At 45.5% G+C, this 24,824-nt stretch carries 30 protein-coding genes; 15 read left to right on the top strand and 15 right to left on the bottom strand.

Annotated features, from left to right (window positions below; translation table 11 throughout):
* Positions 1-19 precede the first annotated feature (19 nt).
* Entirely contained in the window at positions 20-526 is a 507-nt protein-coding gene (locus KNO66_RS04070) for a DinB family protein (RefSeq protein ID WP_214740678.1), read from the bottom strand.
* 134 nt (positions 527-660) lie between these two features.
* Between KNO66_RS04070 and KNO66_RS04065 the strand changes: the two genes are divergently transcribed.
* Genes KNO66_RS04065 through KNO66_RS04055 form a run of 3 tightly spaced genes read left to right on the top strand, consistent with a single transcriptional unit; the run spans position 661 to position 2,472 of the window.
* The gene (locus KNO66_RS04065; protein WP_214740675.1) at positions 661-1,278 is read left to right on the top strand and encodes an NUDIX hydrolase; all 618 of its coding nucleotides are present in this window, start codon (positions 661-663) and stop codon (positions 1,276-1,278) included.
* 12 nt (positions 1,279-1,290) lie between these two features.
* The gene (locus KNO66_RS04060; RefSeq protein ID WP_214740673.1) at positions 1,291-2,004 is read left to right on the top strand and encodes an MBL fold metallo-hydrolase; all 714 of its coding nucleotides are present in this window, start codon (positions 1,291-1,293) and stop codon (positions 2,002-2,004) included.
* 15 nt (positions 2,005-2,019) lie between these two features.
* Positions 2,020-2,472: a GNAT family N-acetyltransferase gene (locus tag KNO66_RS04055; protein ID WP_214740671.1), complete on the top strand. Its 453-nt coding sequence runs from the start codon at positions 2,020-2,022 to the stop codon at positions 2,470-2,472.
* A 131-nt stretch (positions 2,473-2,603) separates the two neighbouring features.
* Here KNO66_RS04055 and KNO66_RS04050 read toward each other — a convergent pair whose 3' ends face one another.
* Positions 2,604-3,140, bottom strand: a complete 537-nt coding sequence (locus KNO66_RS04050) for a GNAT family N-acetyltransferase (protein WP_214740668.1) — start codon at positions 3,138-3,140, stop codon at positions 2,604-2,606.
* 265 nt (positions 3,141-3,405) lie between these two features.
* Between KNO66_RS04050 and KNO66_RS04045 the strand changes: the two genes are divergently transcribed.
* The 5 genes from KNO66_RS04045 to KNO66_RS04025 all read left to right on the top strand — a co-directional run bounded on the left by KNO66_RS04045 (position 3,406) and on the right by KNO66_RS04025 (position 7,987).
* The gene (locus KNO66_RS04045) at positions 3,406-4,254 is read left to right on the top strand and encodes a transporter substrate-binding domain-containing protein (RefSeq protein ID WP_214740667.1); all 849 of its coding nucleotides are present in this window, start codon (positions 3,406-3,408) and stop codon (positions 4,252-4,254) included.
* Positions 4,255-4,263: 9 nt separating this feature from the next.
* Positions 4,264-4,962, top strand: coding sequence for an amino acid ABC transporter permease (locus KNO66_RS04040; protein WP_214740665.1), 699 nt, complete (start codon positions 4,264-4,266; stop codon positions 4,960-4,962).
* A gap of 112 nt (positions 4,963-5,074) precedes the next feature.
* Positions 5,075-5,983: an AAA family ATPase gene (locus KNO66_RS04035; protein ID WP_214740663.1), complete on the top strand. Its 909-nt coding sequence runs from the start codon at positions 5,075-5,077 to the stop codon at positions 5,981-5,983.
* Between the two features lies 1 nt (position 5,984).
* Positions 5,985-7,013, top strand: coding sequence for a DUF58 domain-containing protein (locus KNO66_RS04030; protein ID WP_214740661.1), 1,029 nt, complete (start codon positions 5,985-5,987; stop codon positions 7,011-7,013).
* Positions 7,010-7,987: a hypothetical protein gene (locus KNO66_RS04025; protein ID WP_214740659.1), complete on the top strand. Its 978-nt coding sequence runs from the start codon at positions 7,010-7,012 to the stop codon at positions 7,985-7,987. Before KNO66_RS04030 ends, KNO66_RS04025 begins: the two co-directional genes overlap by 4 nt.
* Positions 7,988-8,031: 44 nt before the next feature.
* Here the strand turns inward: KNO66_RS04025 and cls are convergent, their stop codons facing one another.
* Positions 8,032-9,498 carry a cardiolipin synthase gene (gene cls, locus KNO66_RS04020; RefSeq protein ID WP_214740657.1) on the bottom strand — a complete coding sequence of 489 codons (1,467 nt, stop codon included), beginning with the start codon at positions 9,496-9,498 and terminating at the stop codon, positions 8,032-8,034.
* Positions 9,499-9,607: 109 nt separating this feature from the next.
* Here cls and KNO66_RS04015 point away from each other — a divergent pair, with 109 nt between their 5' ends.
* Positions 9,608-10,828, top strand: coding sequence for a cation:proton antiporter (locus KNO66_RS04015; protein WP_214740655.1), 1,221 nt, complete (start codon positions 9,608-9,610; stop codon positions 10,826-10,828).
* 48 nt (positions 10,829-10,876) lie between these two features.
* On the opposite strand, the gene KNO66_RS04010 is transcribed toward KNO66_RS04015, so the two are convergent.
* Positions 10,877-11,659: a LysM peptidoglycan-binding and 3D domain-containing protein gene (locus KNO66_RS04010; protein ID WP_214740653.1), complete on the bottom strand. Its 783-nt coding sequence runs from the start codon at positions 11,657-11,659 to the stop codon at positions 10,877-10,879.
* 178 nt (positions 11,660-11,837) lie between these two features.
* On the opposite strand from KNO66_RS04010, the gene KNO66_RS04005 reads away from it, so the two are divergent.
* The 4 genes from KNO66_RS04005 to KNO66_RS03990 all read left to right on the top strand — a co-directional run bounded on the left by KNO66_RS04005 (position 11,838) and on the right by KNO66_RS03990 (position 13,920).
* Positions 11,838-12,128 carry a DUF1294 domain-containing protein gene (locus tag KNO66_RS04005; protein ID WP_285800749.1) on the top strand — a complete coding sequence of 97 codons (291 nt, stop codon included), beginning with the start codon at positions 11,838-11,840 and terminating at the stop codon, positions 12,126-12,128.
* A gap of 24 nt (positions 12,129-12,152) precedes the next feature.
* The gene (locus tag KNO66_RS04000) at positions 12,153-12,536 is read left to right on the top strand and encodes a hypothetical protein (protein ID WP_214740649.1); all 384 of its coding nucleotides are present in this window, start codon (positions 12,153-12,155) and stop codon (positions 12,534-12,536) included.
* Positions 12,537-12,650: 114 nt separating this feature from the next.
* Complete coding sequence (locus tag KNO66_RS03995; RefSeq protein WP_214740647.1) at positions 12,651-12,929, top strand: hypothetical protein; 279 nt, start codon at positions 12,651-12,653, stop codon at positions 12,927-12,929.
* Positions 12,930-13,263: 334 nt separating this feature from the next.
* Positions 13,264-13,920 (top strand): helix-turn-helix transcriptional regulator, encoded by a 657-nt coding sequence (locus KNO66_RS03990; RefSeq protein WP_214740645.1) that lies wholly within the window; start codon positions 13,264-13,266, stop codon positions 13,918-13,920.
* A gap of 16 nt (positions 13,921-13,936) precedes the next feature.
* Here KNO66_RS03990 and KNO66_RS03985 read toward each other — a convergent pair whose 3' ends face one another.
* Entirely contained in the window at positions 13,937-14,695 is a 759-nt protein-coding gene (locus KNO66_RS03985; protein WP_214740643.1) for a glucose 1-dehydrogenase, read from the bottom strand.
* A gap of 179 nt (positions 14,696-14,874) precedes the next feature.
* Here KNO66_RS03985 and KNO66_RS03980 point away from each other — a divergent pair, with 179 nt between their 5' ends.
* Positions 14,875-15,708 carry an alpha/beta hydrolase gene (locus KNO66_RS03980; RefSeq protein WP_214740642.1) on the top strand — a complete coding sequence of 278 codons (834 nt, stop codon included), beginning with the start codon at positions 14,875-14,877 and terminating at the stop codon, positions 15,706-15,708.
* Positions 15,709-15,753: 45 nt separating this feature from the next.
* Here KNO66_RS03980 and KNO66_RS03975 read toward each other — a convergent pair whose 3' ends face one another.
* The 7 genes from KNO66_RS03975 to bglA all read right to left on the bottom strand — a co-directional run bounded on the left by KNO66_RS03975 (position 15,754) and on the right by bglA (position 21,395).
* Positions 15,754-16,707 (bottom strand): alpha/beta hydrolase, encoded by a 954-nt coding sequence (locus KNO66_RS03975; RefSeq protein ID WP_214740640.1) that lies wholly within the window; start codon positions 16,705-16,707, stop codon positions 15,754-15,756.
* Entirely contained in the window at positions 16,700-17,257 is a 558-nt protein-coding gene (locus KNO66_RS03970; RefSeq protein WP_285800748.1) for a helix-turn-helix domain-containing protein, read from the bottom strand. Before KNO66_RS03970 ends, KNO66_RS03975 begins: the two co-directional genes overlap by 8 nt.
* A 116-nt stretch (positions 17,258-17,373) precedes the next feature.
* Positions 17,374-17,637, bottom strand: a complete 264-nt coding sequence (locus KNO66_RS03965; protein ID WP_214740636.1) for an excalibur calcium-binding domain-containing protein — start codon at positions 17,635-17,637, stop codon at positions 17,374-17,376.
* A 114-nt stretch (positions 17,638-17,751) separates the two neighbouring features.
* On the bottom strand, positions 17,752-18,576 hold the full coding sequence (locus KNO66_RS03960) for an SDR family oxidoreductase (RefSeq protein ID WP_214740634.1): 825 nt from the start codon (positions 18,574-18,576) through the stop codon (positions 17,752-17,754).
* A 90-nt stretch (positions 18,577-18,666) separates the two neighbouring features.
* Positions 18,667-18,990: an ArsR/SmtB family transcription factor gene (locus tag KNO66_RS03955; protein ID WP_214740632.1), complete on the bottom strand. Its 324-nt coding sequence runs from the start codon at positions 18,988-18,990 to the stop codon at positions 18,667-18,669.
* A gap of 69 nt (positions 18,991-19,059) precedes the next feature.
* A complete protein-coding gene (locus KNO66_RS03950) occupies positions 19,060-19,869 on the bottom strand; it encodes an MBL fold metallo-hydrolase (protein WP_251128052.1) in 810 nt (269 codons plus the stop codon).
* Between the two features lie 89 nt (positions 19,870-19,958).
* Positions 19,959-21,395, bottom strand: a complete 1,437-nt coding sequence (bglA, locus tag KNO66_RS03945; protein ID WP_214740630.1) for a 6-phospho-beta-glucosidase BglA — start codon at positions 21,393-21,395, stop codon at positions 19,959-19,961.
* Between the two features lie 138 nt (positions 21,396-21,533).
* On the opposite strand from bglA, the gene KNO66_RS03940 reads away from it, so the two are divergent.
* Positions 21,534-22,244, top strand: a complete 711-nt coding sequence (locus KNO66_RS03940; RefSeq protein ID WP_214740628.1) for a GntR family transcriptional regulator — start codon at positions 21,534-21,536, stop codon at positions 22,242-22,244.
* 34 nt (positions 22,245-22,278) lie between these two features.
* On the opposite strand, the gene KNO66_RS03935 is transcribed toward KNO66_RS03940, so the two are convergent.
* The 3 genes from KNO66_RS03935 to KNO66_RS03925 form a co-directional block, all read right to left on the bottom strand.
* Entirely contained in the window at positions 22,279-22,830 is a 552-nt protein-coding gene (locus tag KNO66_RS03935) for a suppressor of fused domain protein (protein ID WP_214740626.1), read from the bottom strand.
* Between the two features lie 115 nt (positions 22,831-22,945).
* Positions 22,946-23,662: a hypothetical protein gene (locus KNO66_RS03930; protein ID WP_214740624.1), complete on the bottom strand. Its 717-nt coding sequence runs from the start codon at positions 23,660-23,662 to the stop codon at positions 22,946-22,948.
* Between the two features lie 99 nt (positions 23,663-23,761).
* The gene (locus KNO66_RS03925) at positions 23,762-24,823 is read right to left on the bottom strand and encodes a DUF58 domain-containing protein (RefSeq protein WP_214740622.1); all 1,062 of its coding nucleotides are present in this window, start codon (positions 24,821-24,823) and stop codon (positions 23,762-23,764) included.
* Position 24,824: the final 1 nt, after the last annotated feature.

Below are 24,824 nucleotides of genomic sequence, written 5' to 3'. Positions count from 1 at the left end.
TAATCAGCATTATTGCCGATTATAGGTCTTTTTGTTTGATCCACGTTTCAAGCTCACGTTGTTGGAGACGATGATGTCTCGTATGCATCTCGACGAGCTCGAACCATTCTGTCGCATTCAACCAGCCAAACCCACCGTGAAACGTTTTACGATCCTCGGCGGTATTCTCTAACTGCGATTCCAACGTTTTCATTCTTGAAATCAAGCTTTGCATTCGCTCTTGAAGCGTGACACTAGAATCCGTATTGTTCGGCGGTTGGTTCATTTCTGGAGGAAGCTCGATTTTTATTGGAGGAAAACCACCTTCCATGAATAACTTCTCTCCAAACGGTGTCTTCTCACCATCTGAAACGCCATCACCCCGTAAACAAATCTCGACTTCATCCAAGTATTCACTCGCGACCAAAATGAGATGGTCATACATCTGTCCGATCGACCAAATTTTTGGGGCATGCTTATACCGCAAGTCAGATTCTGAATAGTGTATCAGGTCTTCGAAAAATCCGTTTAATTCATAACGATTCATCTTATCCCACCTCTCACTTTCATTATACATATATCCAGGATTCGATATGCCTCTCAAGAAATTTAGTATTGGAAAAGGAACAACTTGTCGATTTGCCGAAAAAGACATGTAGGACAAAAGATAGGGGGATCTATATGTCTCAATGGCTAACGTGGGCGAAGCGGATTCAGGCGCTATCTCAGGCCGGTCTGACATTCACACGTGATCAGTATGACCGAGAACGGTACGAAGAGCTTCAGGAAATCGCTAAAGAGATGTTCGAACGACATTCCGACCTGCCGAAGGAGATTGTTACAAAGTTGACCCATGTCGATGGATATCCAACACCGAAACTTGATGTTCGAGGCGTTGTTTTCAAAGAGGACCGACTCCTACTTGTGAAAGAGCGGTCAGACGGATTATGGACGTTACCAGGAGGATTTTGTGAAGTAAATCGTTCACCCGCTTCGAACATCATCAAAGAAGTAGAGGAAGAGGCGGGGCTAGACGTGATTCCGATTCGTTTGCTCGCCTTATTCGACATGCACGAGCATCCGCACCCGCCACTTTCTGAGCACTATTATAAACTTTTCATCGAGTGCGCATTGATTGGTGACGAGGAAGGGACGGCAGGGATGGAGACGACTGACGTTGGATTCTTTGAACGTGATCATTTGCCAGAACTCTCTCTTGCCCGTAACACACTTGAACAGATTCATATGTGCTTTGATGCTCATTGGCAGGAAGAGGACTGGACCACTCTATTCGACTAGGAGGCTGATCCGATGAAAGTTAGACGATACGGACACATTCATCTACTCACTTTTTATTCACCGATCTTACCGATAAATGTGCAATTGTTCGAGCATGAACTGGGACTCGTATTGATTGATACGGCACTCGAGCGGAATGCGGCACATATTTTGTCTTATATTAACGAGCTGGATAAGCCACTTCTCGCCATTTTATTGACTCATGCCCATGGCGATCATGTCGGCGGGGTAGATGCCATCAAGTCTGAACATCCTCTCGCAGAGCTATACATGTCTCGACGTGATGCTCGCTTACTATCAGGAGACCGTTCACTAGATGAGGATGAACAAAACAAGATTCGTGGTTCCTTACCGACGATTCGCTCCAAACCGGATAGGCTGATCGATCCAGGCGAGCGGCTATTTGGGTTACGGGTTCTTGATGCAGCGGGGCATACGCCTGGGTCGATTGCTTTTTATGACGAATCAAACCGAATCTTATTCGCAGGTGATGCTTTTCAATCACAAGGAGGGGCAGCGGTGGCAGGGGACGTACGTCCTTTGTTCCCATTGCCCGGCATCGCAACTTGGAATCGTTCGGTTGCCGTCAAGAGCGCGGAACGCCTGATCGATTTATCACCGCTCCTGACATTTGTCGGACACGGTTCACCGCTCAAAGGGACGCATCGCCTCTATTTAGCATTGAAACGTGCGAAACGGAAACAGGCGAGAAAGTTCATCCGTTAACGGGAGGGTTGAAGCATGCAACTGAAAGAGATCCCTATACAGCAATTCGAACAAGCACGCCAGATGCTTGAAATTCAACGAAATGCGTATGCTGTTGAAGCAGAATTGCTCGGTTTTGATGAGATTCCGGCACGATATGAGACGATTGATGTTATTCAAAATTTGCCCGGAACGAGCTATGGGCTATTTATCGAAGAGCGGATCATTGGATTTGTGACCATCGAGTCGTCTGAAACTACGGTGGAAATCACGAAACTATGTATTGATCCGACATACTTTCGGGCGAGACTGGCGACGACGTTACTCGAACACGTGCTGAAACTTCACAAAGGTAAACTCATATATGTGCACACCGGCAAGCATAATGGCCCAGCCAAGCGTCTATATACGAAACTCGGATTCGAAAGAAGCGCGGAATTCGAACCCGAACTTGGCGTCACATTAATTCGATATACGCATTCATCTTAATTTTTCTAACTCATCTCACTATCATAAGTATACTAAGATAATGAGATGAGTTCTTATTTTTACTGATAATATATGTTATGTAAACTATTAAAAAAAAGAGAGCGATTTCCGCTCAAATTTGATTTCCCCTCCTATGTGAAAATTCGGTACCAATATAAGGTCAATTCGATTTGTGGATTCGCATATTGTTTGATTGAGTCGACTCCACCTAGTTGGAATCCCTCTTTTCGATAAAATCTGCATGCAATCAAGTTATCATTTTGTGCTTCTAATGATAATCCAATGAGTTGTTTCTCCTTCGCCCAACATTCTGCCATTTCAAGCAGCATCCGTCCGACTCCACGTTTACGATACGATTGACGGACCGCGATGTTTTCAATGTATGCGAATCGACTCCAGTCCGTCGTGAGTCGGATTTGCCCAACGCAAGTATCCGCATCCATGGCTAGATACACAACACGATCATCCTGGTCGATATAATGATCCCAATCTAATCGGTCATCGGGAAATTTAAGCTCCGAAATCTCCATATTCAATTCTTCTCTGTAAGTCCATGCTCCATTTAAATAGCTAGGAATGATTCGACCAATGATTGGAAACGGGTCATTCGCATCATTCACTTGTGGAATGAGTGATTTGTGCAATGCGACAATTTGGATTGGGTTCATCTGTTTCACCTCCAATATTTTTTCGTATGACCTTCCTATCATTCATTATGATTATAATCAGGCTGGAAAGGAATGATTTGTTCTGTTTCACGTTAAATGAAACGCTGTATTATTCCAATGATTTTTGAATTCAAAGGAATGATAGCGCTTCATGAATATTCGTTTCAAATATCTATTTCATCTGTTTGATAGATGCTTCACAGTTGCTAGACCATTGAAGTCATGCTATTTTTAGACAGATGAAGCATCTTAAGGAGGAATTCTTGTGAAACGAACGACAAAAGGATTAGCCGCAACATTGTTCTTAGCAGTCCCGCTCGCCGCTTGTGGTGATGATAGCACGAATCAAGCAGATCAGACACGCTGGGAAGAAATTCAAGAGGAAGGAACGTTGACAGTCGGTACGGCCGGTACGCTCTACCCCGCTTCTTTCCGTGAAGAAGAGAGCGACATGTTGACTGGTTTTGACGTAGAACTCATGAAAGAGATTGCGAAACGTCTCGATCTTGAAATCGAATTTAAAGAAATGGCGTTTGACAACATGTTGACAAGCGTTCAAAACGGACAGATTGATGTCGCAGCAAACGACATCTCGGTCACAGAAGACCGTAAAGAGAAATTTGCCTTCTCGAAACCGTATAAGTACACATACGGGACAGCCATCGTTCGGAAGAGTGATCTTTCAGGCATTGAGTCGCTTGAAGACTTGAAAGGCAAAAAAGCCGCTGGTGAAGCGACGACCGTCTTCATGGACGTGGCTCGTCAATATGGCGCTGAAGAAGTCATTTATGACAACGCAACGAATGATCAGTATTTGCGTGACGTTTCGACTGGACGCACTGACGTCATCTTGAACGATTACTACCTCCAGACACTCGCACTCGCCTTTTTCCCTGAGTTCGATATTACCATCCACCCGGATATCGCCTATAACCCACAAGAAGTGGCTTTCTTGATGGACAATGAGAATGATGAGCTCCAGGAAAACATTGACCGGGTGTTAGAAGAGATGCTCGAAGACGGTACGGTCAAAGAGTTGTCTGAGCAATTCTACAACGGAGCGGACGTCTCGGTTGAACCTGACGTGGATGCGACAATCGTCGAGACGAAGTAAGGAGTCGATATGACGTTCTCGGATATCAAATGGGACGCCATCTTTGACGTAGACCTAGCCATCCGATCGTTTCCTTATTTGTTGGGTGGACTACCGAATACGCTTTGGATTTCATTTCTCAGTATGTTTTTTGGTCTCGTGCTCGGTCTCGTATTGGCGTTAGGTAAGCTGTCCCCGACACGCCTTCTGCGCTATCCGTCCACTTTTTACATCTCGTTCATGCGTGGTGTGCCCATCTTGATCATCTTGTTTATCCTCTATTCGGGATTCCCATTCATCGGGATCGAGTTTGCCGCATTGACGGCAGCCATTCTCGGGTTCAGTTTAAATTCAGCTGCCTATATTGCTGAGATTATCCGCTCTTCGATTCGCGCGGTCGATACAGGACAAGTTGAGGCGGCACGCTCGCTTGGGATGGGTAAATTTTTGACGTTAAAAGGTGTCATTTTGCCGCAGGCGACTCGGATCGCCCTTCCCCCGCTCTCGAATGTCTTTCTCGATTTGATTAAAGCGAGTTCGCTCGCCGCGATGATCACGGTACCTGAGATCTTTAACAAGGCCAAGATCGTCGGTGGACGAGAATTCGACTACATGACGGTCTATATCGTCGTCGCGTTGATTTACTGGGGGATCTGTACATTTATGTCGTTTTTCCAAGATTGGCTCGAACGTCATTTTGAACGATATTTGGATTCTCCAAAGCGCTGACTGACTGGTTGTAACCAGTCGGTCTTTTTTATTGATTGGATTTTCCGTACATCTCCTGAGGTGAATATGCTATGATTTTCTTAATTATCAGAAAAATATAGGGGGATTTTGAATGAACCATCCATGGGTTTCACATTTGAATGATCAAGTCATTGGTCAATCGAAGGCGATTAAGCTTGCCTCGATTGCTTTATTATCCGGGGGACATGTATTGCTTGAAGATCGTCCCGGTACGGGAAAAACGACTCTCGCGCGTAGTTTGGCGAGTTCGATTTCGGCAACGTTTCAGCGTGTCCAATGTACACCGGACACATTACCGAGTGATATTTTAGGGATGGAACTATTTAATCCGACAACTGGCGCGTTTGAACGTCGAACAGGTCCAATTTTCACTTCGATTTTACTGGTCGATGAAATCAACCGGACGACACCACGTACGCAATCCGCGTTACTCGAAGCGATGCAGGAGCGACAAGTCACACTTGGGGAAGTGTCACTTAAACTGCCCGATCCGTTTTTTATGATTGCCACGCAAAACCCGTTCGACGGACAAGGAACGTTCCCGCTCCCGCAGGCTCAGTTGGACCGTTTTTTATTCAAGTTGACCCTCGCCCCGCTCTCGCGTGATTCAGAGCGGCGACTGATTCGAAACGAACACCTCTCGACCGAATCATTTTCATTGCAGCAAGATGAGCTGTTGAAGATGCAACAGGAGGTCCGAAATGTACGATTCCATGAGGCAATCGAAGATTATTTACTCGATTTGATGGAGTCCCTTCGACATCATCGGGATATCGAGGTTGGACCTAGCCCTCGTGCAACGCTTGCCTATACGATGGCGGCTCGTGCGCACGCTTATATGGAAGGACGCGATTACGTGTCTCCAGAAGACATTCGGGCGCTCGCACTACCAATTCTAGGACACCGCATCGTCTTGACGGTCGAGGCTTCACTGAAGACAAAACCGACTAAGCTCATTAAATCTGTACTCGAGACCATCCCGGTCCCTTCAGAGGTGTAAGATGCAATTAGTCAGCCCACGCTATCTCGAGTCCGGCTATATGTGGCTCTTGTTCGTCGTCGGGATCTTTACGGCACTGTATGGAAATGTCTTGATTGCGAGTCTATTGATTGGGTTCAGCCTCTACGCCTTGGTCATGCCGGCATTCATGTTCCGGTTGGCGGAGCATATCCGAATCGACCTCACAGAAGAGCTAAAACTTTTTCCGAATGACGATGCCGTGTATGTCTTGAACCTTGTATCGACAGCAAAAGTGCCGCTTGGGGTTGTTCGATTATCCGGCTATTTACATCCGACGGTCGAGTCTGAAGGGCACGCCTTTTGGCGACAGGAGAATTTTGTCGAGACAAATGCAACTGTCGAGTTCACCATTCCGCTTCATGCGAAGAAACGTGGTCCGATTCGGTTAGAGGCAATCGGCTTAGAGATTCGTGACCCGCTTCGAATGTTTTCTCTATACAAGGAAGACGCTCTCCCACGAATCGGTTATGTATTTCCTGAGTTCTCACCGTATCCGATTCCAAAGCGCCCTCCTACCCTTCCTGGTGAGGAGATGGTACGGCATAGTGCCTATCGTGACCCGGAAACGTTCCAATCAGTCACGCCGTACCATGGACAGCCGATGCGTCAGCTGTATTGGTCTGCTTATGCAAAAACGGGGGAACTTCTCGCTCGTACGGAACAACCCGTACAGGCGAATGAGTATGTCATTGTCCTCGATTTGCTGACGAAAGACGGACGAGCCCTTACGTATCAGATGGAACGTCTCATCTCACAAGCGGCAGCACTATGCCGTGACTTTGAAAAAGAGAACGCAAGCTATGGATTGATTGTCCCGACGCTTACGAAAGATGGGATCACGTATGATTTGCAACCTGGTAGTGGAGAAGTGCATTTTCGTAAGATCATGACTACGTTTGCTTGTCTATCAGAGAGTGACTTCCCACTCGCTAGGTCGCTGTTCGAACGAAAAGTGGCCAAGTATAGCGGGAATCAATCCATTCTCCGGTTAGGAGGTGACGGCCAATGAGATGGTTATGGTGGGTCTTCGCAGCCTTTTATATCGGACATGTCTTTCCACTGCTCTTTTTATTGACGCTCCGTCTCTCTCGAAACACACAATTGATCGTGCAAACGCTCATAAGTATCGCCGCCTTGTATTTTTCTTATGAGATGAGCATCTTGCTTTTGATTTTCACGTACGTACATGCGTTCATCCGGACGTTAGATTGGACAGACCGCTACGCGATGGCGAGTGTGCTCTTCCTAGTGGCGGACTGGTTATTCCCACCGGCGACACAATCGCTTGCAATGGTCCTCTTTCCGTTCATCTTTTTGATTTGGCAACGGAATCTGTATTATCGTCGTGATTATAAGCGGATGGTGACGATGCTCGCCCTCGGTCTAGGAATCGGTCTGGTCGTATCCCTGATCATTCGTACGATAAAGGAACTTCTATTCGGAAATGTGATTGCTTGGATCAGTCCTTTCTTTTTATGGATTGGTAGCTGGTTCGACGGAATCGTTCTCGATCCAAATGATCGCGTCAATCGGTTTCTCGTACCAGACAACCCGAATCTTGATGCGGATACGTTGTCTCAAGAGACATTATTCGAATCTGCTTCGAATGAGTCTTTGTTTTTCATCGGCGTCTTTGTCGCCATCTTATTGATTGGAGTTTTCTTGTTCTTCTACTTACAGAAGCGGAAAGATATCCAAGAAGATGGGATGATTCCAAAAAGTATTCATCATCCGACACTTTCAGATAAGCGCATGGTCCGCTCACCTCGTCAGATTCAACTCCTTGAGACGGGACGAAAGCTTGAGCATCATCACCCTCGTTTGCGCGAGGAGACGGTGTCTGAATGGTTGAAACGAATTGAGTTCACAAACCATTCGCTTTACGCTGAGTGGCTAGAAGCTGCAGAGTATGGGGACAAAGAAGCCCCACAAGAGATCAACGATTCGTTCAAGCGACTCGTCGAGCAAGTGAAAAACCGCTAAAAAACATCCGGCTATGAGGAGTGTCCTCTGCCGGATGTTTTGTTTTAAAGAATAGGACTGAGTAGACGCGATACACTTTCCTTAAAACGAATCCACCGCGTTCTTGATTCATATCGTTCAATCGTCAGTCGTTCGGCACGAGCTTCGTCTCGCTCGAACGCATCGATGACAGATTGTGCGACCGTGCGATCAAAAATGAGCGCCGAGATTTCAAAATTGAGTCGGAAGCTTCGGGCATCGATGTTCGTCGTTCCGATTGAGGCGACTTCCCCATCGATGACAAGTGTCTTCGCATGGAGGAAACCTTCCTCATACGTAAACACTTCTGCGCCGTAACGAACAAGCTCAGCTGCATTCGCATATGTTGCCCAATAGACAAACATATGGTCCGGTTTGTTTGGAATCATGATCTTTATTTTTGTACCAGCCATGAGTGCGATCCGACAGGCGTCGAGAAAACTAGCATCTGGAATGAAGTACGGGGTCTGGATGTAGATGCATTCTTTAGATTGGCTAATCATTTTGACGAGCATATTCTTTAAGTGTTCTGTCGACGAGTTGGGACCGGATGTCACGATTTGTACCGGAGCGACAGGTAACATCGCATTCTCAATCGGCCAGACAAATGCGTCCTTCTCTTCTTTTTCACGCGTCGGGACAGAACGGTTCCAATCTAGGATGAATCGTTCTAGCAATTCTTTAACAGCATCACCCGCAATCCGTAGATGTACATCACGCCAGTACCCGAAATGTTCATCTTTACCGAGATACTCGTCCCCTACGTTGAATCCGCCGATATAACCGAGTTCTCCGTCGATAATACAGAGCTTTCGGTGATTACGATTGTTCACTCGGAAGTTTATCCCTAGCTTTGATGGAAAAAACGACTTGACCTCCCCACCATGAGTGAGAAAATCTTTAAAATGTTTGTGTTTCAGTCCTCTTGACCCAACTGCATCGTAGAGCAGTCGAATCCGTAAGCCTTGTTTTGCCTTCTCCGTCAACAACCGAATCAAGGATTGACCGAGTGCATCGTTTTGAATGATGTAGTATTGGATATTGACTTCTTTTGTCGCTCGTTCGATATCCTGAAACAGCTGATCGAATTTTTGGGTACCATCATGAAGAGTGCTGATGTCATTATGAAAAGACATCAGTGCATTCGTTGACACGAGGTTCAGACGAGCGAGTCGCCGATGCTTAAGGAGTAACGGATGGTGGAATGGTTCTATCGATCGATCGAGTTGGTCTAATTGTTCTTCGACATGGTGATGATAGGCTTCTCGCTTTTCTTCTTCGACCTGATAAAAGTTTTGAGATTTGATCAAGCGGCCAAAGAAAATGTACACAAAGAATCCGATGAGCGGCAAGAAGAAAAGGACAAGCAACCACGCCCACGTCGTCCCGATATCTCTCCTCTCGAAGAAAATGATGGTAATGGCAAATGTGAGATTAAGTAGTAAGATGATCCACGTTAAGATGACGATGATGAGTCCGAATGTTACTTCCATCGTATCCCTCCCTTTCTTTCATGTCTTACCCGAAATCAGGTAATGTTAGTGAACGTTTTTTATGATTCGGGTATACATATAGGTAGAATTGAAGAAATGGGGGGAGTTTATGGAAGACATGATGATTGGATTCAGTCTATTAGTCCTCATCGGAGCACTTTCACAGTTACTCGCTTGGCGCTTTGATTTTCCGGCGATCTTGATTATGACGATTGCTGGGATCCTCGTCGGTCCGATTTTCGGGTGGTTGAATCCTAACGAAATACTAGGGGATTTGTATAGTCCCCTCATTTCGATTGCGGTGGCGCTCATTTTATTTGAAGGAAGTCTCAGTCTCGAGTTCCGGGAAATCGATGATTTGCGAAAGTACATCTTTCGCCTCGTCACGGTCGGGGTATTTCTCTCTTTCATACTGACATCGCTCCTCCTCCTCATCGTCGGAGATTTTCATTGGCTACCCGCATTCACACTGGGGGCTATCTTCGTCGTAACCGGACCGACCGTCATCATTCCGTTATTACGACAGGCGAACTTATCGGCTCGTCCGGCTACAGTCTTAAAGTGGGAAGGCATCATTGTTGATCCGCTCGGAGCCTTAATGGGCTTGTTTGTGGTTCGAGTCGGTTTCATCCTTTATCAGAACGATGGACTCGCCAGTCATTTGCCATTCTTTTGGTCCTGTATCATCGCAGTCGCCTTTGGGATTGCCGTCGGTCATCTCTTAATTCGTTTGTTCGGGAATGAAAAAGTTCCCGAATATTTACGAACGACGCTTACATTCTCTGGCGTGCTTCTTGTCTATGCCATCAGTGAATGGGTGATGCAGGAAGTCGGTCTATTGGCGGTGACGGCAATGGGGTTGACCATGGCCAATTCTAAACATGGGCATGCACGAATCTTACATCAACTGCGCGAATTTAAAGAAAATATCTCCATCTTACTCGTTTCGACCGTCTTCATCATTTTGACGGCGAGTTTGACCCGCGATAGTTTACTCGCTATATTTGACTGGCCACTATTGCTGTCGATTCTTGGAATCTTGTTCACCGTTCGTCCCATCTCAGTGCAAACATCATTACTCGGCTCTCCTTTGACGACGCAAGAACGGGCACTCATTAGCTGGATTGCCCCTCGAGGGATTGTCGCTATGACAGTGACTGGCTTTTTCGCACAAGAAATTACTGAACTCGGAATCGCAGACGCGGAGCGGATGCTGCCCATCACACTCGGTTTAGTCGTGACGTCTGTCGCCTTGCATGGATTGACGATTAAGCCTCTTGCGAAGCGACTCGGTCTGACGAAAGTGAAGAATCCTTGGGAAAAGACATGAACTAAAAAAAAGACACCGCCCGATGGCAGTGTCTTTGATAAGCTTGAATTAGTTCAAGACTTTGATTGTAACGGATTGACGACCGAAAGCAAGTGCTTGCTCTTGTGTCGGCATCAAGATGTCGATACGGTTACCTTTAATGGCACCACCTGTGTCTCCTGCGATGGCTTCTCCGTATCCTTCAACCCATACTTTAGAGCCGAGCGGAATGACAGAAGGGTCGACCGCGATGACTTTTTGGTTAGGGTTCGAACGAACGTCGATTCCTGTCGCTGTGATACCAGAACATCCTGCACAATATGGTGTATAAGCTGTTGCTTCAACTGTCATTGTCTGACCTGAAGCCGGAGCTTGGGTTTGCGTTGTAGACGATGCAGTTTTCGTAACTGGTGCTGTTGTCGATGTCTTCGGTGCTGTTGTCTTCGCATCATTCGCTACAGATGCAGCGGCTGCACCTTTCACGGCGAACTCTTGTCCAGGGAAAATAAGATCTGAATCAAGACCGTTCCAAGTCATCAATTGATTGACAGAGACCCCGTGGTTCAATGCGATACGATAAAGCGTATCACCTGATTTAACTGTATACGTTTTAGATGCAGTAGAAGCTTTTGCTTCTGCCTTTCCAAGTTTCAAGACTTGGTTCGGGTAAATCATATTTGAGTTTAAGCCGTTCGCTTGTTTGATGTCGTTTACAGAGACGTTGTTGTTCACGGCGATACGGTATAGTGTATCTCCAGACTGAACTGTGTGTGTTGATGCTGCCGAAGCTGGAGCAGCGACTCCTAAACTAAGGCCAGCGAGTGCCGTTAGTGTCAATAGTGGTTTTTTCATAAGAATATTCCTCCCTTTTCTAACGCCCCCTTACTGTAACACCTCTATATTTCACAGCGATTACAGGACGATATGAGAGTGTTATCAGTTCATTTACAGAACAATTCGTGAGAATGAGAGGATTCAGAAAATTGTTTCAGTCGATTGAAACGGCTTCACAGAGCCAATTTAAGATATAATGAAGAAAGAAATAAGGAGGTTTTGGTCTTTGGAACTATTACTGCTATATTACATTGTGACTAATTTACTAGCTTTTGTGTCGTATTTTGTCGATAAAAGACGGTCTCGCGTGGGAGCTTGGCGTATTTCGGAGCGTACGTTACTGACGATGGCATGGATTGGTGGGGCATTCGGTGCCTATTTGGCAATGCGTATCTTCCGACATAAGACATTGAAGCCGAAATTCCGGATTGGGGTACCTGTTGCCATTCTCGTCCATGCGGCTTTTACAGGCTGGCTTATCTTTTAAATCAATTATGAAGGAGACTTTCTAGTGAATCATACGAAACTATCTTCGTTCACGATCATTGATGTGATTGAAAGACAAATTCATTTTGTTGAGGCGAATAATGTGTTTGAAGATTTATCTGTGGAAGATCTACATATAGGTCGGCTACGTAATTTTCAAACAGGTCAGCTACTGGCTTTACGTAATATGTTATCAGATGTTATGGAGATGAATGAGAATCAGTTCTTAGATAAATACCTAACAAAGATGGATGATTTGAATGAGCAATATAAAGTAGGGAATTTTCCGAGCCGAAGCCAGGCTGATCAATTGAACGGCTATACTACTGCAGTCATCAATATTTTATCTTGTATTGATCCCGAATTCTATTTTGCGTTAGAAGATTACTTTGAAGGTTTATTGTACTGACTTGAGGAGACTGATTGACGAAAACTTTTTTTAGGTTTCGGGATCATTTTTATAGACGCTCTGGAGGGAAGACATTTGGAGAATGAATTGTTGTCGAGGTTCACTTTAGCAAACATGATTGAGAGAGAAATCATGTTTATTCATAAGCAGACAATATTTGATAAAGCCTACTATCAATCGTATGACGAAGGTCGGTTATTAGCATTTGAACAAATGTTAGAAGATGTTAGAGCTATGTATGAAGATGAATTTGTTAACAAGTATCTAGCGTTGCTGAATTCAGTAACTGATCCATTCAAGACATATGAACAACAAGATCATAAACTCGTAGGCTACAATGATGCGATTTTAACAATCATTACATATATCAGACCAGAATATCCGTACAATTGACAGAGATAAGAATGAACTGCGGAGTGATTGATCAGTTATATAGAAGAAACTGGTTCAATTTTCATTCGTTCAGTCTGGGAAAATGTATGAATTTTGGCATGATATTCGGTTTTATTTCTTATGTCCCGGTATAACTCATTAAAAAATATCATGATTTTGAGGTGATCCATTGGAAGGGACTCAATATCCGTCCGCAACAATATGGGACTCTTCACACTGCCCCACGTCTCATTTTTATGTTTCGAAACAATTCCACTTACTTTGGGTAATAGACGGCGAATGTGATTTATCAATTGACGGGATTCGTTATCAACTTACATCCAAGTCAGGATGTATGATTGGACCGAATCAATTCTATTCGATACGCCTTTCAACATCGGTGAGCCGCGTATACGAAATCTCTTTTACCCCGCAAGGGACGTTATCAACACTATTAGAAGACATATATGTTCGACCGTATATAGAGAACCATTATCCACCCTACATGTATGATTCTAATCAGAAGCAAGATCGTACCGCACTTCAAGCGGCTGAGAAAGCGGTGAATCGACTATTATCAAACGATGACTTTTCATTGTTTGATTCACTTCTTCACTTAACGGTCATTTGGCGCCATCGTATCCAACGAATGAACGAGCCGATGTATCGTTCTAGTTCACTAAATCGTGTCACGAATCTTCTTCATTCGATTCATTCAGAAAAACTTTCGAGGTTGACATTAACTCAGTTAGCTGATCATAACAAGTTAAGCAAAAGTGAATGTTGTCGTTTATTCACTAGATATCTAGGTACTTCTCCTTCTCAATATATCCAGTCAGTTCGTATGCACAATGCTGCGAATACTTTACTTACGACTCAACTATCAATTGCTGAAACAGCTCAGTTATACGAATACTCATCAGTCAGTCACTTCGTCCAATCGTTCAAAGCACATCATTCCATTACTCCGCTCGCCTATCGTAAAAAACACCAAACGAAAAGAGCCGAATAATTTCGGCTCTTTTCGTTTATCTTGCCGTCCAACCACCATCCGCTTTCAGTACATCGCCATTTACAAAACTTGAATCGTCCGATGCTAAAAAGAGCGCAACGTTCGCGATTTGTTCGGGCTCACCCATCGGTGCTTCCCCCGCCCCTTGGATGGCACGCATCCCGAGTTCGCTCGGAGCGGTGATTGTTGCCCCGATGTTCGTATTGACCCCACCTGGTGCGATGGCATTAGCTCGAATTTTTCCGAGCGTTCCGTAAGTGGCTGCGATGTTTTTCGTCAGTCCAATCAACCCATGTTTCGAAGCGACATAGGCTGCGCCACCGCGCGTACCAAATAGTCCTCCAACGGACGCGTTATTGATGATGACGCCCCCCTGATCCTGCTTCTCCATCACTTGGATGGCGGCACGTGCTAATTTCATCGGGCCGGTCAAATTGACAGCAAGGACCCGCTCCCATACTTCATCCGTCACTTCTCCCACCGTTAGGAAGTTGTCCATGATGCCCGCATTATTCACGAGAATGTCGACGGATCCGAACGTGTCATTCGCCGCATCGACAAGTTTGTCGATATCCGTTTGGTTCGTCACGTTACCAGTGACACCGACGACATGCCCGCCTCCCGTCTTGATTTCTTCGACTACCGCCTGAATCGTCTCATCGTTCAAATCGAATGCGACGACCTGTGCGCCTTCTTTCGCGAACAGTTTAGCGATGGCTCGTCCCATACCTGAACCAGCACCAGTAACGATTACTGTTTTCCCTGCAAGTTTCACTTCACTCTCCTCCTTCTAATGTAAGAACCGTTCGAGCACTCGATGACAAACATTCGTCTATCAGTAAACTATACCCGTAACGACGGTTCATATTTGAGAAATGCGTGACGAATTCTCTTCAATTGATTGGAAAACATCTTTATACTTGAGTGAAGTACATGAAGTAGAGGAGAGATGACGTGCGACAGTTTCATGCAAGCACCTTCGGACAGGGTGAACCGGTTCTATTTCTTCCGGGTGGTGGTTTCACAGGGTTACAAGGACTTCAATTTGCCGAAGCACTTCAACATCAGTATGAAATACATCTTATGGATTTACCGGGTTTTGGTGAAAGTGAAGGAATTGATCGATATACGACTTCAGAAGTATTAGCTGATTGGATCGAGACCTACCGAACTTCAAGACAGCTTGACTCCATTCGGCTAATCGGTCATTCGATGGGAGGAGCGATCGCCCTCGCATACGCCGCCCATTATCCCCAACATGTCAATCGATTGATTCTGCTTGACCAGGGGCATAAACCGAATGTCATGCTACCTTATCGGGAATATGGCTTATTCGGATTCACTTTTCCCATGTTGCGACTTCTGTATCATCGTTCACCGAAACGTTTCTTGAATTGGATTGAACAGAAAACACAAGCTAGAGACGCATTTACTTCAGAAGACCGTTTTCAATCGTTCTGTCGACGCATCGGTGTCGAGCCGACACCGTTCGTTCGAACGGCTTTCGAGAAACCGGCACGACTGACAACCGGCGGATTACATTTACTATTTGGATATGATGGACTGGATTTCAACAATTTGTTACGTCGCCTGTCAGTGCCAACACAGTTGTATTATGCGGACTTTACTGGTTTGGATGTGAGGGAAGCCAAACGGACGCTTCACTATGTGAAACGAGCAGAACGACACGTACACCCATCTGTTCAATTGATTGCCGTTCCAGGCGGACATTTTGTCCAGTGGAATCGATACTTTTCAATGGACAGCGTTAAGACTTTTCTTCAGTAACGGCAAAACGTCAGAGAACCATTGAACTCTGACGTTTTGTATTTGTTAGTTTAAATAACCTTTTCGTTTCAACCAGTCCATGAGGTGGTGTTGAAGTTGAGGGTGGAGCGGCTCGCGAATTTCTGTGCGATATTGCTTCTTCACATCTAAAATAGTCATCTCATCAGCAAAATGCTTCAGCATATGGTCCATGTCCGCTATTTTTACTGTCTCCATATTCGGCGCATGCAGTGCATCGAGCTCTTCTAAATGACGCACGTTCGTTTGAACATCGCGATCTCCTGTCACTGCAAGTTTCGGTACATTCAACTGAACCAATCGCTCTCGAAGCGACTCATCTGTATACGCAAGGTGTTCCCGTAACCATTTGGCAGGGAATTTCATCAGTTGAATCCTCATTGTATCCTGGTCCGTTGCTGTGACACGTTTGAACAGTTTCTGTTGTTTCCCAATAACCGATTTTTCGTTCAAGCTAAAACGTAGTAGCATCCCTTTGATTCCTTTTGTGCGCTCTACTTCTTCGAGTAAAAAGTGAGCCTGCTCCTGCATGCTCGTCTTCAAAGCAACACCGGCACCAGACAACAGGATGAGACCAGAAACGGATTCACGTTCGGCTGCGAGTGTCGCGACGATACATCCTTCGCTATGGCCGAGCAATAAAATATCTTGTGAGACGTGATCATGAGATTTCAGATAACGAACGACCGCCGTCACGTCATCAACGAGCCCTGTCAAACCGACACTATTTCGATTGCCGCCACTCTTGCCAATCCCACGTTTGTCATATCGTAATGTGACGAAACCTTGAGTCGTCAGCCATTCTGCCATGTCTTTATAAAGGTTCATTTTAAATCCAAGTCCGTTCCCGTCACGGTTCAATCCCCCCGTACCGCCGATGAGAACAATCGCTGGATACGATTCTCGCTCTTGCTCGGGGATTGTGACCGTTGCGCTAATCACTTCTTCTCCTTGAATGAATACCTCTTCTTGTTTAAACATCATCCATCTCCTCCTTTTCTTCGACCGGCATGAAGGCATAGGAGAACTTTCGCAATGTCCGCTCTTTGGACGGTTCATGCCCGAGCACTCCCTCTAAGAGATCATAGAGACCTTTTAGGAATCGATCACTCTCGGCATCAGACAAATAAAGCGGGATGCTTCGGAACCCAACTTTGTCTTTCTGGAGGTCAATCGAGTCTCGCTTCAGATAGTTCCCAAAATCCATGAGCAGTGACATCGTGAACGTATAACAGACCATGTATAGTTGCTCCCGGTCTTCCTCTTCAACAATTTTATTGATACTGGTCAACGGATTGTTTTGAATCGCATACACTTTTTCATACACTCCGCGTACTTTATTTTCGCTCACGACAGATAAAATCTCGTCTTGAACCATCTTGTTGATATGGCGATAGAGGCTCGCTTGGGGCACATCCGGAAGTAACTTTGCCAATTCCGCGGTCGTCACTTGCTCGTTCATGAGCACGTGCTGAAAAATTTTCATGCGAACCGGGTTCAACAGACTTTTTAAAACGTCTTGATTCACCATCTTCACCTCAATATTATCAAATTTAATAATGTTATTACTAATGATAATATCATGCGAATGAATAGATGTCTATCTCCATGAAAAAAGCCGCCATGATTGGCGGCAGATTGGATTTTTTATCTCTCACAAGCAATTCCATCTTTATCGCGATCTTTTGATTTATTGGCGTCATATAATGCTTTACTTACGTATGGCGTATAACGTGTTTTGCCACCTTTATTTTTAGTCGTCTTTGACTTGGCTACACCACCTTTATATGTTTTGTTTAGCTCTGTACAGTTTTTAAATGTCTTGACCGATGCATCTACTGACTTTGTCGGTGTTGAAGACAATCCGACTATCAAAGCGAACGTAGAAAGTGCTAACATAAATTTTTTCATGAAATCTCTCCTCTCATATAATATATCGGGTGATTTTGTGTGATTTGAATCATTCCAAGAATGACATAAAAAATCCTTTTTATTTTCCATAGAAAACAAAAAGGATGTGATTCATTATTTCTTTTCAACGACGCTTCGGACAATCGCGAAGAATAAACGGTTCGGGAGATAACGCTTGAGCGCGATCAAAAGGCCAGCTTGTTTACCTGATGGATACCGGAGACGTTTCTTCCGTTCGGTCGCGGCTCGCCAAATCGTCTCGGCGACAACGTCTGGACCTTCAGCGTTCGCACCAGCGGCATTCGTGTTATGGAGTGCGACTTCTGTAAAGTCATCATATACATCGAGCGGTTGGTCACGGACGAGTTCTTGGGAACGTCCGTAAAAGTCTGTCTTAATCGGTCCCGGTTCAATCAATTTCATGTCGATATTGAATGGTGCCAACTCGAACTGAAGCGATTCGATGAACCCTTCGATCGCCCATTTTGAACTGTGATACAAGCTATAGATTGGAAATGTGATCTGACCACCGACCGAAGACACGGTCACAATACGTCCGCTCCGCTGTTTGCGGAAATACGGGAGTGCTGCCCGAATCACGTTCATGACCCCGAATACGTTCGTATCAAATTGCCGCTGAATCTGTTCGGGAGAAGCTTCCTCGAAAATTCCGACCGCTCCGTACCCAGCATTGTTCAATAACACATCCATCGTTCCGTGATCTGAGATGATTTGTTCAAATGCCTCTCGGATACTCGCCTCATTCGTCACATCTAGTTGATAGAGCGACACCCCTTTTAGGTTAGACAGTTCTTGATGTTCTTCAGGTCTTCGCATCGTCGCAGCGACATGCCAGCCACGATTACTGAACAGTTCGACCGTTGCCCGACCGATTCCGCTCGATGCGCCCGTGATAACGATGGTTTGTTTTTGGTTCATATTCATTCTCCTTAATAATGTTTATATGTTTAAACTCTTAAACGCATTGGTGAAAATGAAGCCTTTCTCTCTGTTTCCAAAAAGAAAGGGTCACAAGATACATTCATCTTCGATTGCACGTGTCAGTGCCTTCAGCAGTCCGACGGCTTCTTCGAGTGTCAGATAGTAAAAATTCTCTGTCCCGACTTTCTCTGATGCGACGATGCCCGCTTGTCGCAATAGTTTGAGATGATGTGAGATGGCCGGTCGAGACAACTCGATTTTTTCATCAATCTGATTGACGTTCAAGCGTTCATGTTTGGCGATCTCGACGATGATCCGTTGCCGATTGACGTCGGCTAATACTTGAAACAACGGGATCGCATCTTCAAATAAAGATAGCGATACTTCGGGTGTTACATCTGTTCGTTTCATAATCCTCACTCCGTTTAAAAGTTTAAACGTTTAATCCTGTATTCAGAATACAAGGTGATTCATCTTCTGTCAACGAAGTTGTTCGTAGACTTCCCGAAGAATACTTGAAATCATATGTCTGGAGTCATAATCCCGCTTGGAGATTTGGACGAGCGGCGACGGGTCAGGAAAGAGCTGAGCATTGATGTCGTCAATCGAATATCCCGCAGCGGTTTTGATGATCACGTCATCGGTCAATCGCTCGAGGTATTCGAGTTTCTTTTTCAGTTGCGCCCGGCCTTCGTCGAGACGCCCGGCATGCTGACAATATACTTCATCAAAATCGAGGGACAGGACACGCTTGAGCGAACGAATCTGTTCAGGGACCGACTCCTCTGGAATCATCACCTTCGGATACGGATGGACGAACAAATCACCCGAGAACAGTCGACCGTTCTCCTCATCATATAAGACGACATGATTCGGCTCATGACCGGGTGTATGAATCACATGATAAGTATGATGTTCTGACGTGATCTGATTTTCATGATAGGCGATCGGCTGAAACGGTTCCGGGTCTCCTGAGAAACGCGCACGGTAATCAGGGATTTCTAACCCTGTCTGACACATGTCCCTGGCGGACTCTCGTATGTAAATAGGGACACCATATGTCCGCTCAAGCCATGCCGCCGTTCCAATGTGGTCTTCATGTGGGTGGGTGATGCTGACGAGATCGATCGGGACCGACTCATAAAAGGGTTGGAGAGCGGGTAGCATCGTGCGTGTCCCCGTATCGATGATCATGCCGTCGATATAATAGACGTACATCGACATCTCGAATGGACCGTTCTTCACTTTCGCGCAAACGGCTGTCACTGGCCCATGTTGCTTCACTTGCATCAGCCTTCCCTCCTGGATCGTCATTTTCTACATTATAGCGAAAAAAAGCAAAGACCTGCAGACATTTCACAGTTCTTTGCTCATCTTATTTAGAAATTCTCTCCGTTCGTCGCGATGACCCGCTTATACCAATCGAACGAGTCTTTCTTCATTCGCTCCATCGATCCGTTCCCTCCATTGTCACGGTCGACGTAAATCATTCCGTACCTTTTCTTCATCTCTCCCGTCGTGAACGAGACGATGTCGATGATGCCCCAAGGTGTGTACCCGATCAAATCGACCCCGTCATAGAGGACGGCTTGCTTCAATTGTTCAATATGGGCTCTTAGATAATCGATTCTGGCCGCGTCATGAATCTTCCCGTCGATAATCTCATCGACGGCACCGAATCCATTCTCGACGATGAAGAGCGGGATTTGGTACCGGTCATAGAGTCGGTTGAGCACATAACGGAGACCGACCGGATCAATCGCCCATCCCCAGTCACTCGACTGGATATACGGATTCTCGACGCCGTTCGGCAGACCACCATTGACGATATCTCCGCTATTGTCCGCGACGACATCACTCTTCACGGTCGTCGACATATAATAGCTGAAACCGAGATAATCGACCTTCCCGTTCTGTAAAATCTCTTTGTCCCCTTCAAGGATGGGGATGTTGTACCCCTCGCGCTCGAACTCGTTCAAGGCGTAATTTGGATAGAACCCACGAACTTGTACGTCCGGGAAGAAATAGCGTTGCCGCATCATCTCTTCGGCAAGCATGACGTCGTCTGGGTTTGATGAATACGGATAGATTGGGACGTGAGAGACCATCGCTCCAATCTCGAAGTCCGGATTGATGGCTTTCCCCTTAGCGACAGCGAGTGCACTCGCAATCAGTTCGTGGTGTCCCGTCTGATACATGACTTCACGTGCGTTCTCCCCTTCCTTTAGGAGGACACCCGAATTGGTCCACAAGAAGAGCGGGTTGTTGACGTCCATCTTGTTGTTGATTTCGTTGAACGTCATCCAGTATTTGACCTTGTCTTTGTAACGATTGAAGCAGACCTCTGCGAAGCGGACGAAATGGTCGACGACCTCACGATTTCGGAAGCCTCCGTATTCACGGGCAAGATGGAGCGGCATCTCGAAATGCGAGAGCGTGATGATCGGCTCGATGTCGTACTTTAACAACTCGTCGAACAAGTCGTCATAAAATTGAAGGCCTGCTTCGTTCGGTTCTGCGTCATCTCCGTTCGGGAAGATGCGACTCCACCCAATCGAGGTACGCAAGCATTTCAATCCCATCTCAGCAAAAAGTGCCACATCTTCTTTGTAACGATGATAGAAATCAATCGCCTCATGGTTCGGATAAAACTCGTTCGGCTCGACCTTGTCTGTGATCCGACGCGCGACACCGTGTGCGCCTGCTGTTAAAACATCGACCACACTTGGTCCTTTTCCGTCAGCGTCCCAACCGCCCTCAAATTGATGTGCGGCGAGTGCGCCTCCCCATAGGAAATCTTTAGGTAACGTCTTCATCCTCTGTTCCTCCTTTTGATACATCATACACGTCAAGTATAATTGTACCGGTACAATTAAACAAGGTCGAGACACTTGAACATTTTTTCGTTTTCTCATGATATAATGAAATCAGTGACGAAAAAGTGAGGAATGACCATGCTAAAATACCAACAAATTGCGAACGAAATCGAACAATATATTAACGAACAACAGTTAAAACAAGGTGATAAGCTACCTGTCCTTGAGCAGATGATGAGTCAATACGCAGTAAGTAAGAGTACGATTACGAAAGCATTAGAGCTGCTCGAACGAAAAGGGGTCATCTTTCAACTGCGGGGAAGCGGCATCTTTGTCAGACGACATAATCGACCCGGCTATATGAGCCTCTTCTCCACCCAAGGATTCAAGAGCAGTCTCGGAGACCGTGTCTTGACGTCTGATGTGATCGATGTGTCTGTCTTGAAACCAGATGCGTTGGTGGCCGAGAACCTCGGGATTGGCGTGTCTGACGAAGTGTATCGGGTCGAACGGGTGAGATATGTGGACGGGGAAGTGCTCTGTCATGAGGAATCCTATTATGTGAAAGCCATCGTTCCTTATTTGAACCGCGAGATTGTGGCGGACTCGATTTTCGATTACGTGCAATCGGCGCTCGGCGTCACGATTGGGTTTTCTGACATGTATCTACAGGTCGATCGATTGTCGGAAGTGGAAGCAGGCAACCTCGGATTGCAAGAGAATGACCCGACACTTCGCATCGAAACCATCTTTCATCTGACGAACGGGAAGCCTTTCGACTATTCACGAATCACCTACCACTACGCACATTCCCAGTTCGTCATTCAGGCGAACGGTCCCTATATGTGAAGAAACCCCTCATGCGCGCATGAGGGGTTGTTCGTTAGATGAGTTTTTTTCGATTCATGTCGAGTAACTCGTAATCTGTCTCATATAAGAGCTCGTCAAATGGTTCGGTTCCGTGTTCTTCGATAAATTGTTCTTCTGAAGGATGAATCGGTACAAACCAAACAACTAACACGCTTTGATCCTCGTGCTCATATGTGATGAACGACTCATCTGAGTAAAAAGGTGCAGTCACATAGACCGAAGAAAATGAATATTGTTCAAGCAATCCCTCAGGCAATTTATAGAGTTCCCCCAACTCGAACGCCCGGTGCGTTCCCAACGCATGATCGGTCAGCTGCCACATCAATTCAATAAACTCTTCTTTGGCATGCTGTTGTATGAAACGAAACAATAATTCCTGACGTACGGTTGAGCCGTCTTCGAATTGAAGTGCATGCCAATGTAGGCCTAATGTCGAGATACTTGTTAATTTTGAGGACTCTTCTTCAAGCTCGATGATTTGTACAGCATCTTCTAATAAGTCAGGGATATCAAATCCGCTGACGAAGGTGCCGCAATGCTTTTCTAGATGTTCTAAATAGTTCATTTTCCATTCCTGCTTTCTCATAACTGGTGTACTGTTTGATTCGGGAATTGAGTTTGATGGACTAAATCGATTGACACGATTTTGATGTACGCTTCTTCATATCTAAATGGATTACTCAAAAAATCTTGATATCCCCATTCACATGATCAATGAAATAGTACGTATCGTTAGCATCATGTGCAAGTATGAAATTCCCTAGTATATTTGGATGAAATTCAATAGTGAACGTCTCGAGCGTCTGCTCGTATGTCGGATGTGAGAGAGACTGCCACACATTCTTCGCCTTCGGAATCTGAAGCTGAGGCAATAACTCGTCTTCAATCAATCCCTTCCAGTCTGGGTTATGCAATATAAAGCGAAACACGTTTTCAAATGGAGCAAACGTCCCACCTAAACCAAACGCCAATTTGATGGGAAACGTGCCTCTAACCACATGTTCAAAAAATGTCTCCATTTGAACAATACCAGTTGTCGCGACACGTTTCACTTGGTTTCCTTGAAGCGTCAACCCGTCTTCGTAATAGCTTACGACCCAACCTCCTCCTATATAGAGGACAAGCACCTCATTCGAAGAGAAAGTTAATTCCGGTTCTAATGTCTCGACACTATCAATGACTTTAGTTGTCACATTCTCCTCTTTGGTATGTGCAAAAAAGAAGTGTCGCTTTTTCGATGGTTTTAGAATCTGTTTTCGTCTTATTTGTAGCGGGAATGCCATACTCTGCAAATGTCGCTGAATCAGGAGAAGAGCTTCACCTTCTTCCAAAGCGTGACGCGGTAGCACGACCGATTCAGACAAATCACCCTTTTCTTGAAAATCATCCAATTTCATAGTTACTCCGTCTCCTGAATATCCAATTCGTAAATGAAGGCAATGTCAAAACAATATTTTCTATGGGATACATTTTGATTACATCCAATTCTCTCTTGGTCAGCCGGATGATTTTAACAATATCCTCTGGTTTATTTGAATCAATTCGGCGTGCGGCTGTTTGTGACGACTGACATATGACGTGAATCGCGATGATGCAACAAACGCGTTCGATTCATGAATCTTCGCCAGTCGGACGAGAATGAGCCGTAATTGTTTTCTTCCTTCTCCCAGTGTAACACGGTCGACTTGGTTGTTTTTGTCGAGTCGGTTGATTAACAGTTCCACTTTACAATCTTCTTTGATCAAGTAAGAGACCCAATACGCCGTCTGTTGAATCAAGTCTTCGTATTGCGCATGGAGCCCGTTCCCGAGCGGACCGCTCAAATCAAGGGAAATCGTGAACGTGTCGAGATTTTGTCGTTCGAACACTTTTGCCTGTACATGACCGACTTTTGAAGTGGCGACCCAGTCAATCTGTTTAGCCGGTTCCTTCTCATATCGTTTTGCACTCTGAATCATCAACGGATCGTTCAACGGGGAGTGCTTGACGATACGGTCACCCATCCGAATCATGCGAGATTCGGTGATTGGTGACTTCGTGATGGTAGGTAACACAATCCATGAGGGCATATCCATCTCCTCATCCGTGAAAAAAAGAGTACCTAAATAAAACGGTAACGTGACACGCATCACACACGTATGAATCGAAGCAGGTCCACGGTTCACAGCCGAGACGCTCACATGATGTATTTCCTGTTCGATCCTTGTGTCGTATGCCTGTGACCCGTCCTCGAATACCATCCGTTCATTACCCTCTAGTCGAATCAATAGCGGAACGCCGAGGGCAATGATTCGCTCATACCCCTCAATACGGACGATACATGATGTCTCATCGTCAATGAACAAGAGATCTTCTTTCTGTCGGATGGAAAATGAGACTTCGTTTGAAAGTGTTCGAATGATTCGTTTCCGGATGAACATGACGATTAATAATCCTCCGCATACATATGCGATGGGCCATACATAAGGCATCCACATGGTGAGAAAACCGAGACTGACATAAGCCGGCCAAAGTTGGTCCTGAAGAATGGACGGTGTACTGATTTCGACCTGTCGCATC

Origin of the sequence: Exiguobacterium sp. s48 (genome assembly GCF_018617395.1) — a bacterium.
Classification (GTDB): Bacteria; Bacillota; Bacilli; order Exiguobacteriales; family Exiguobacteriaceae; genus Exiguobacterium.
The sequence above is the reverse complement of the archived record's forward strand: the minus strand, read 5'-3'. Positions and strand labels throughout refer to the sequence as shown.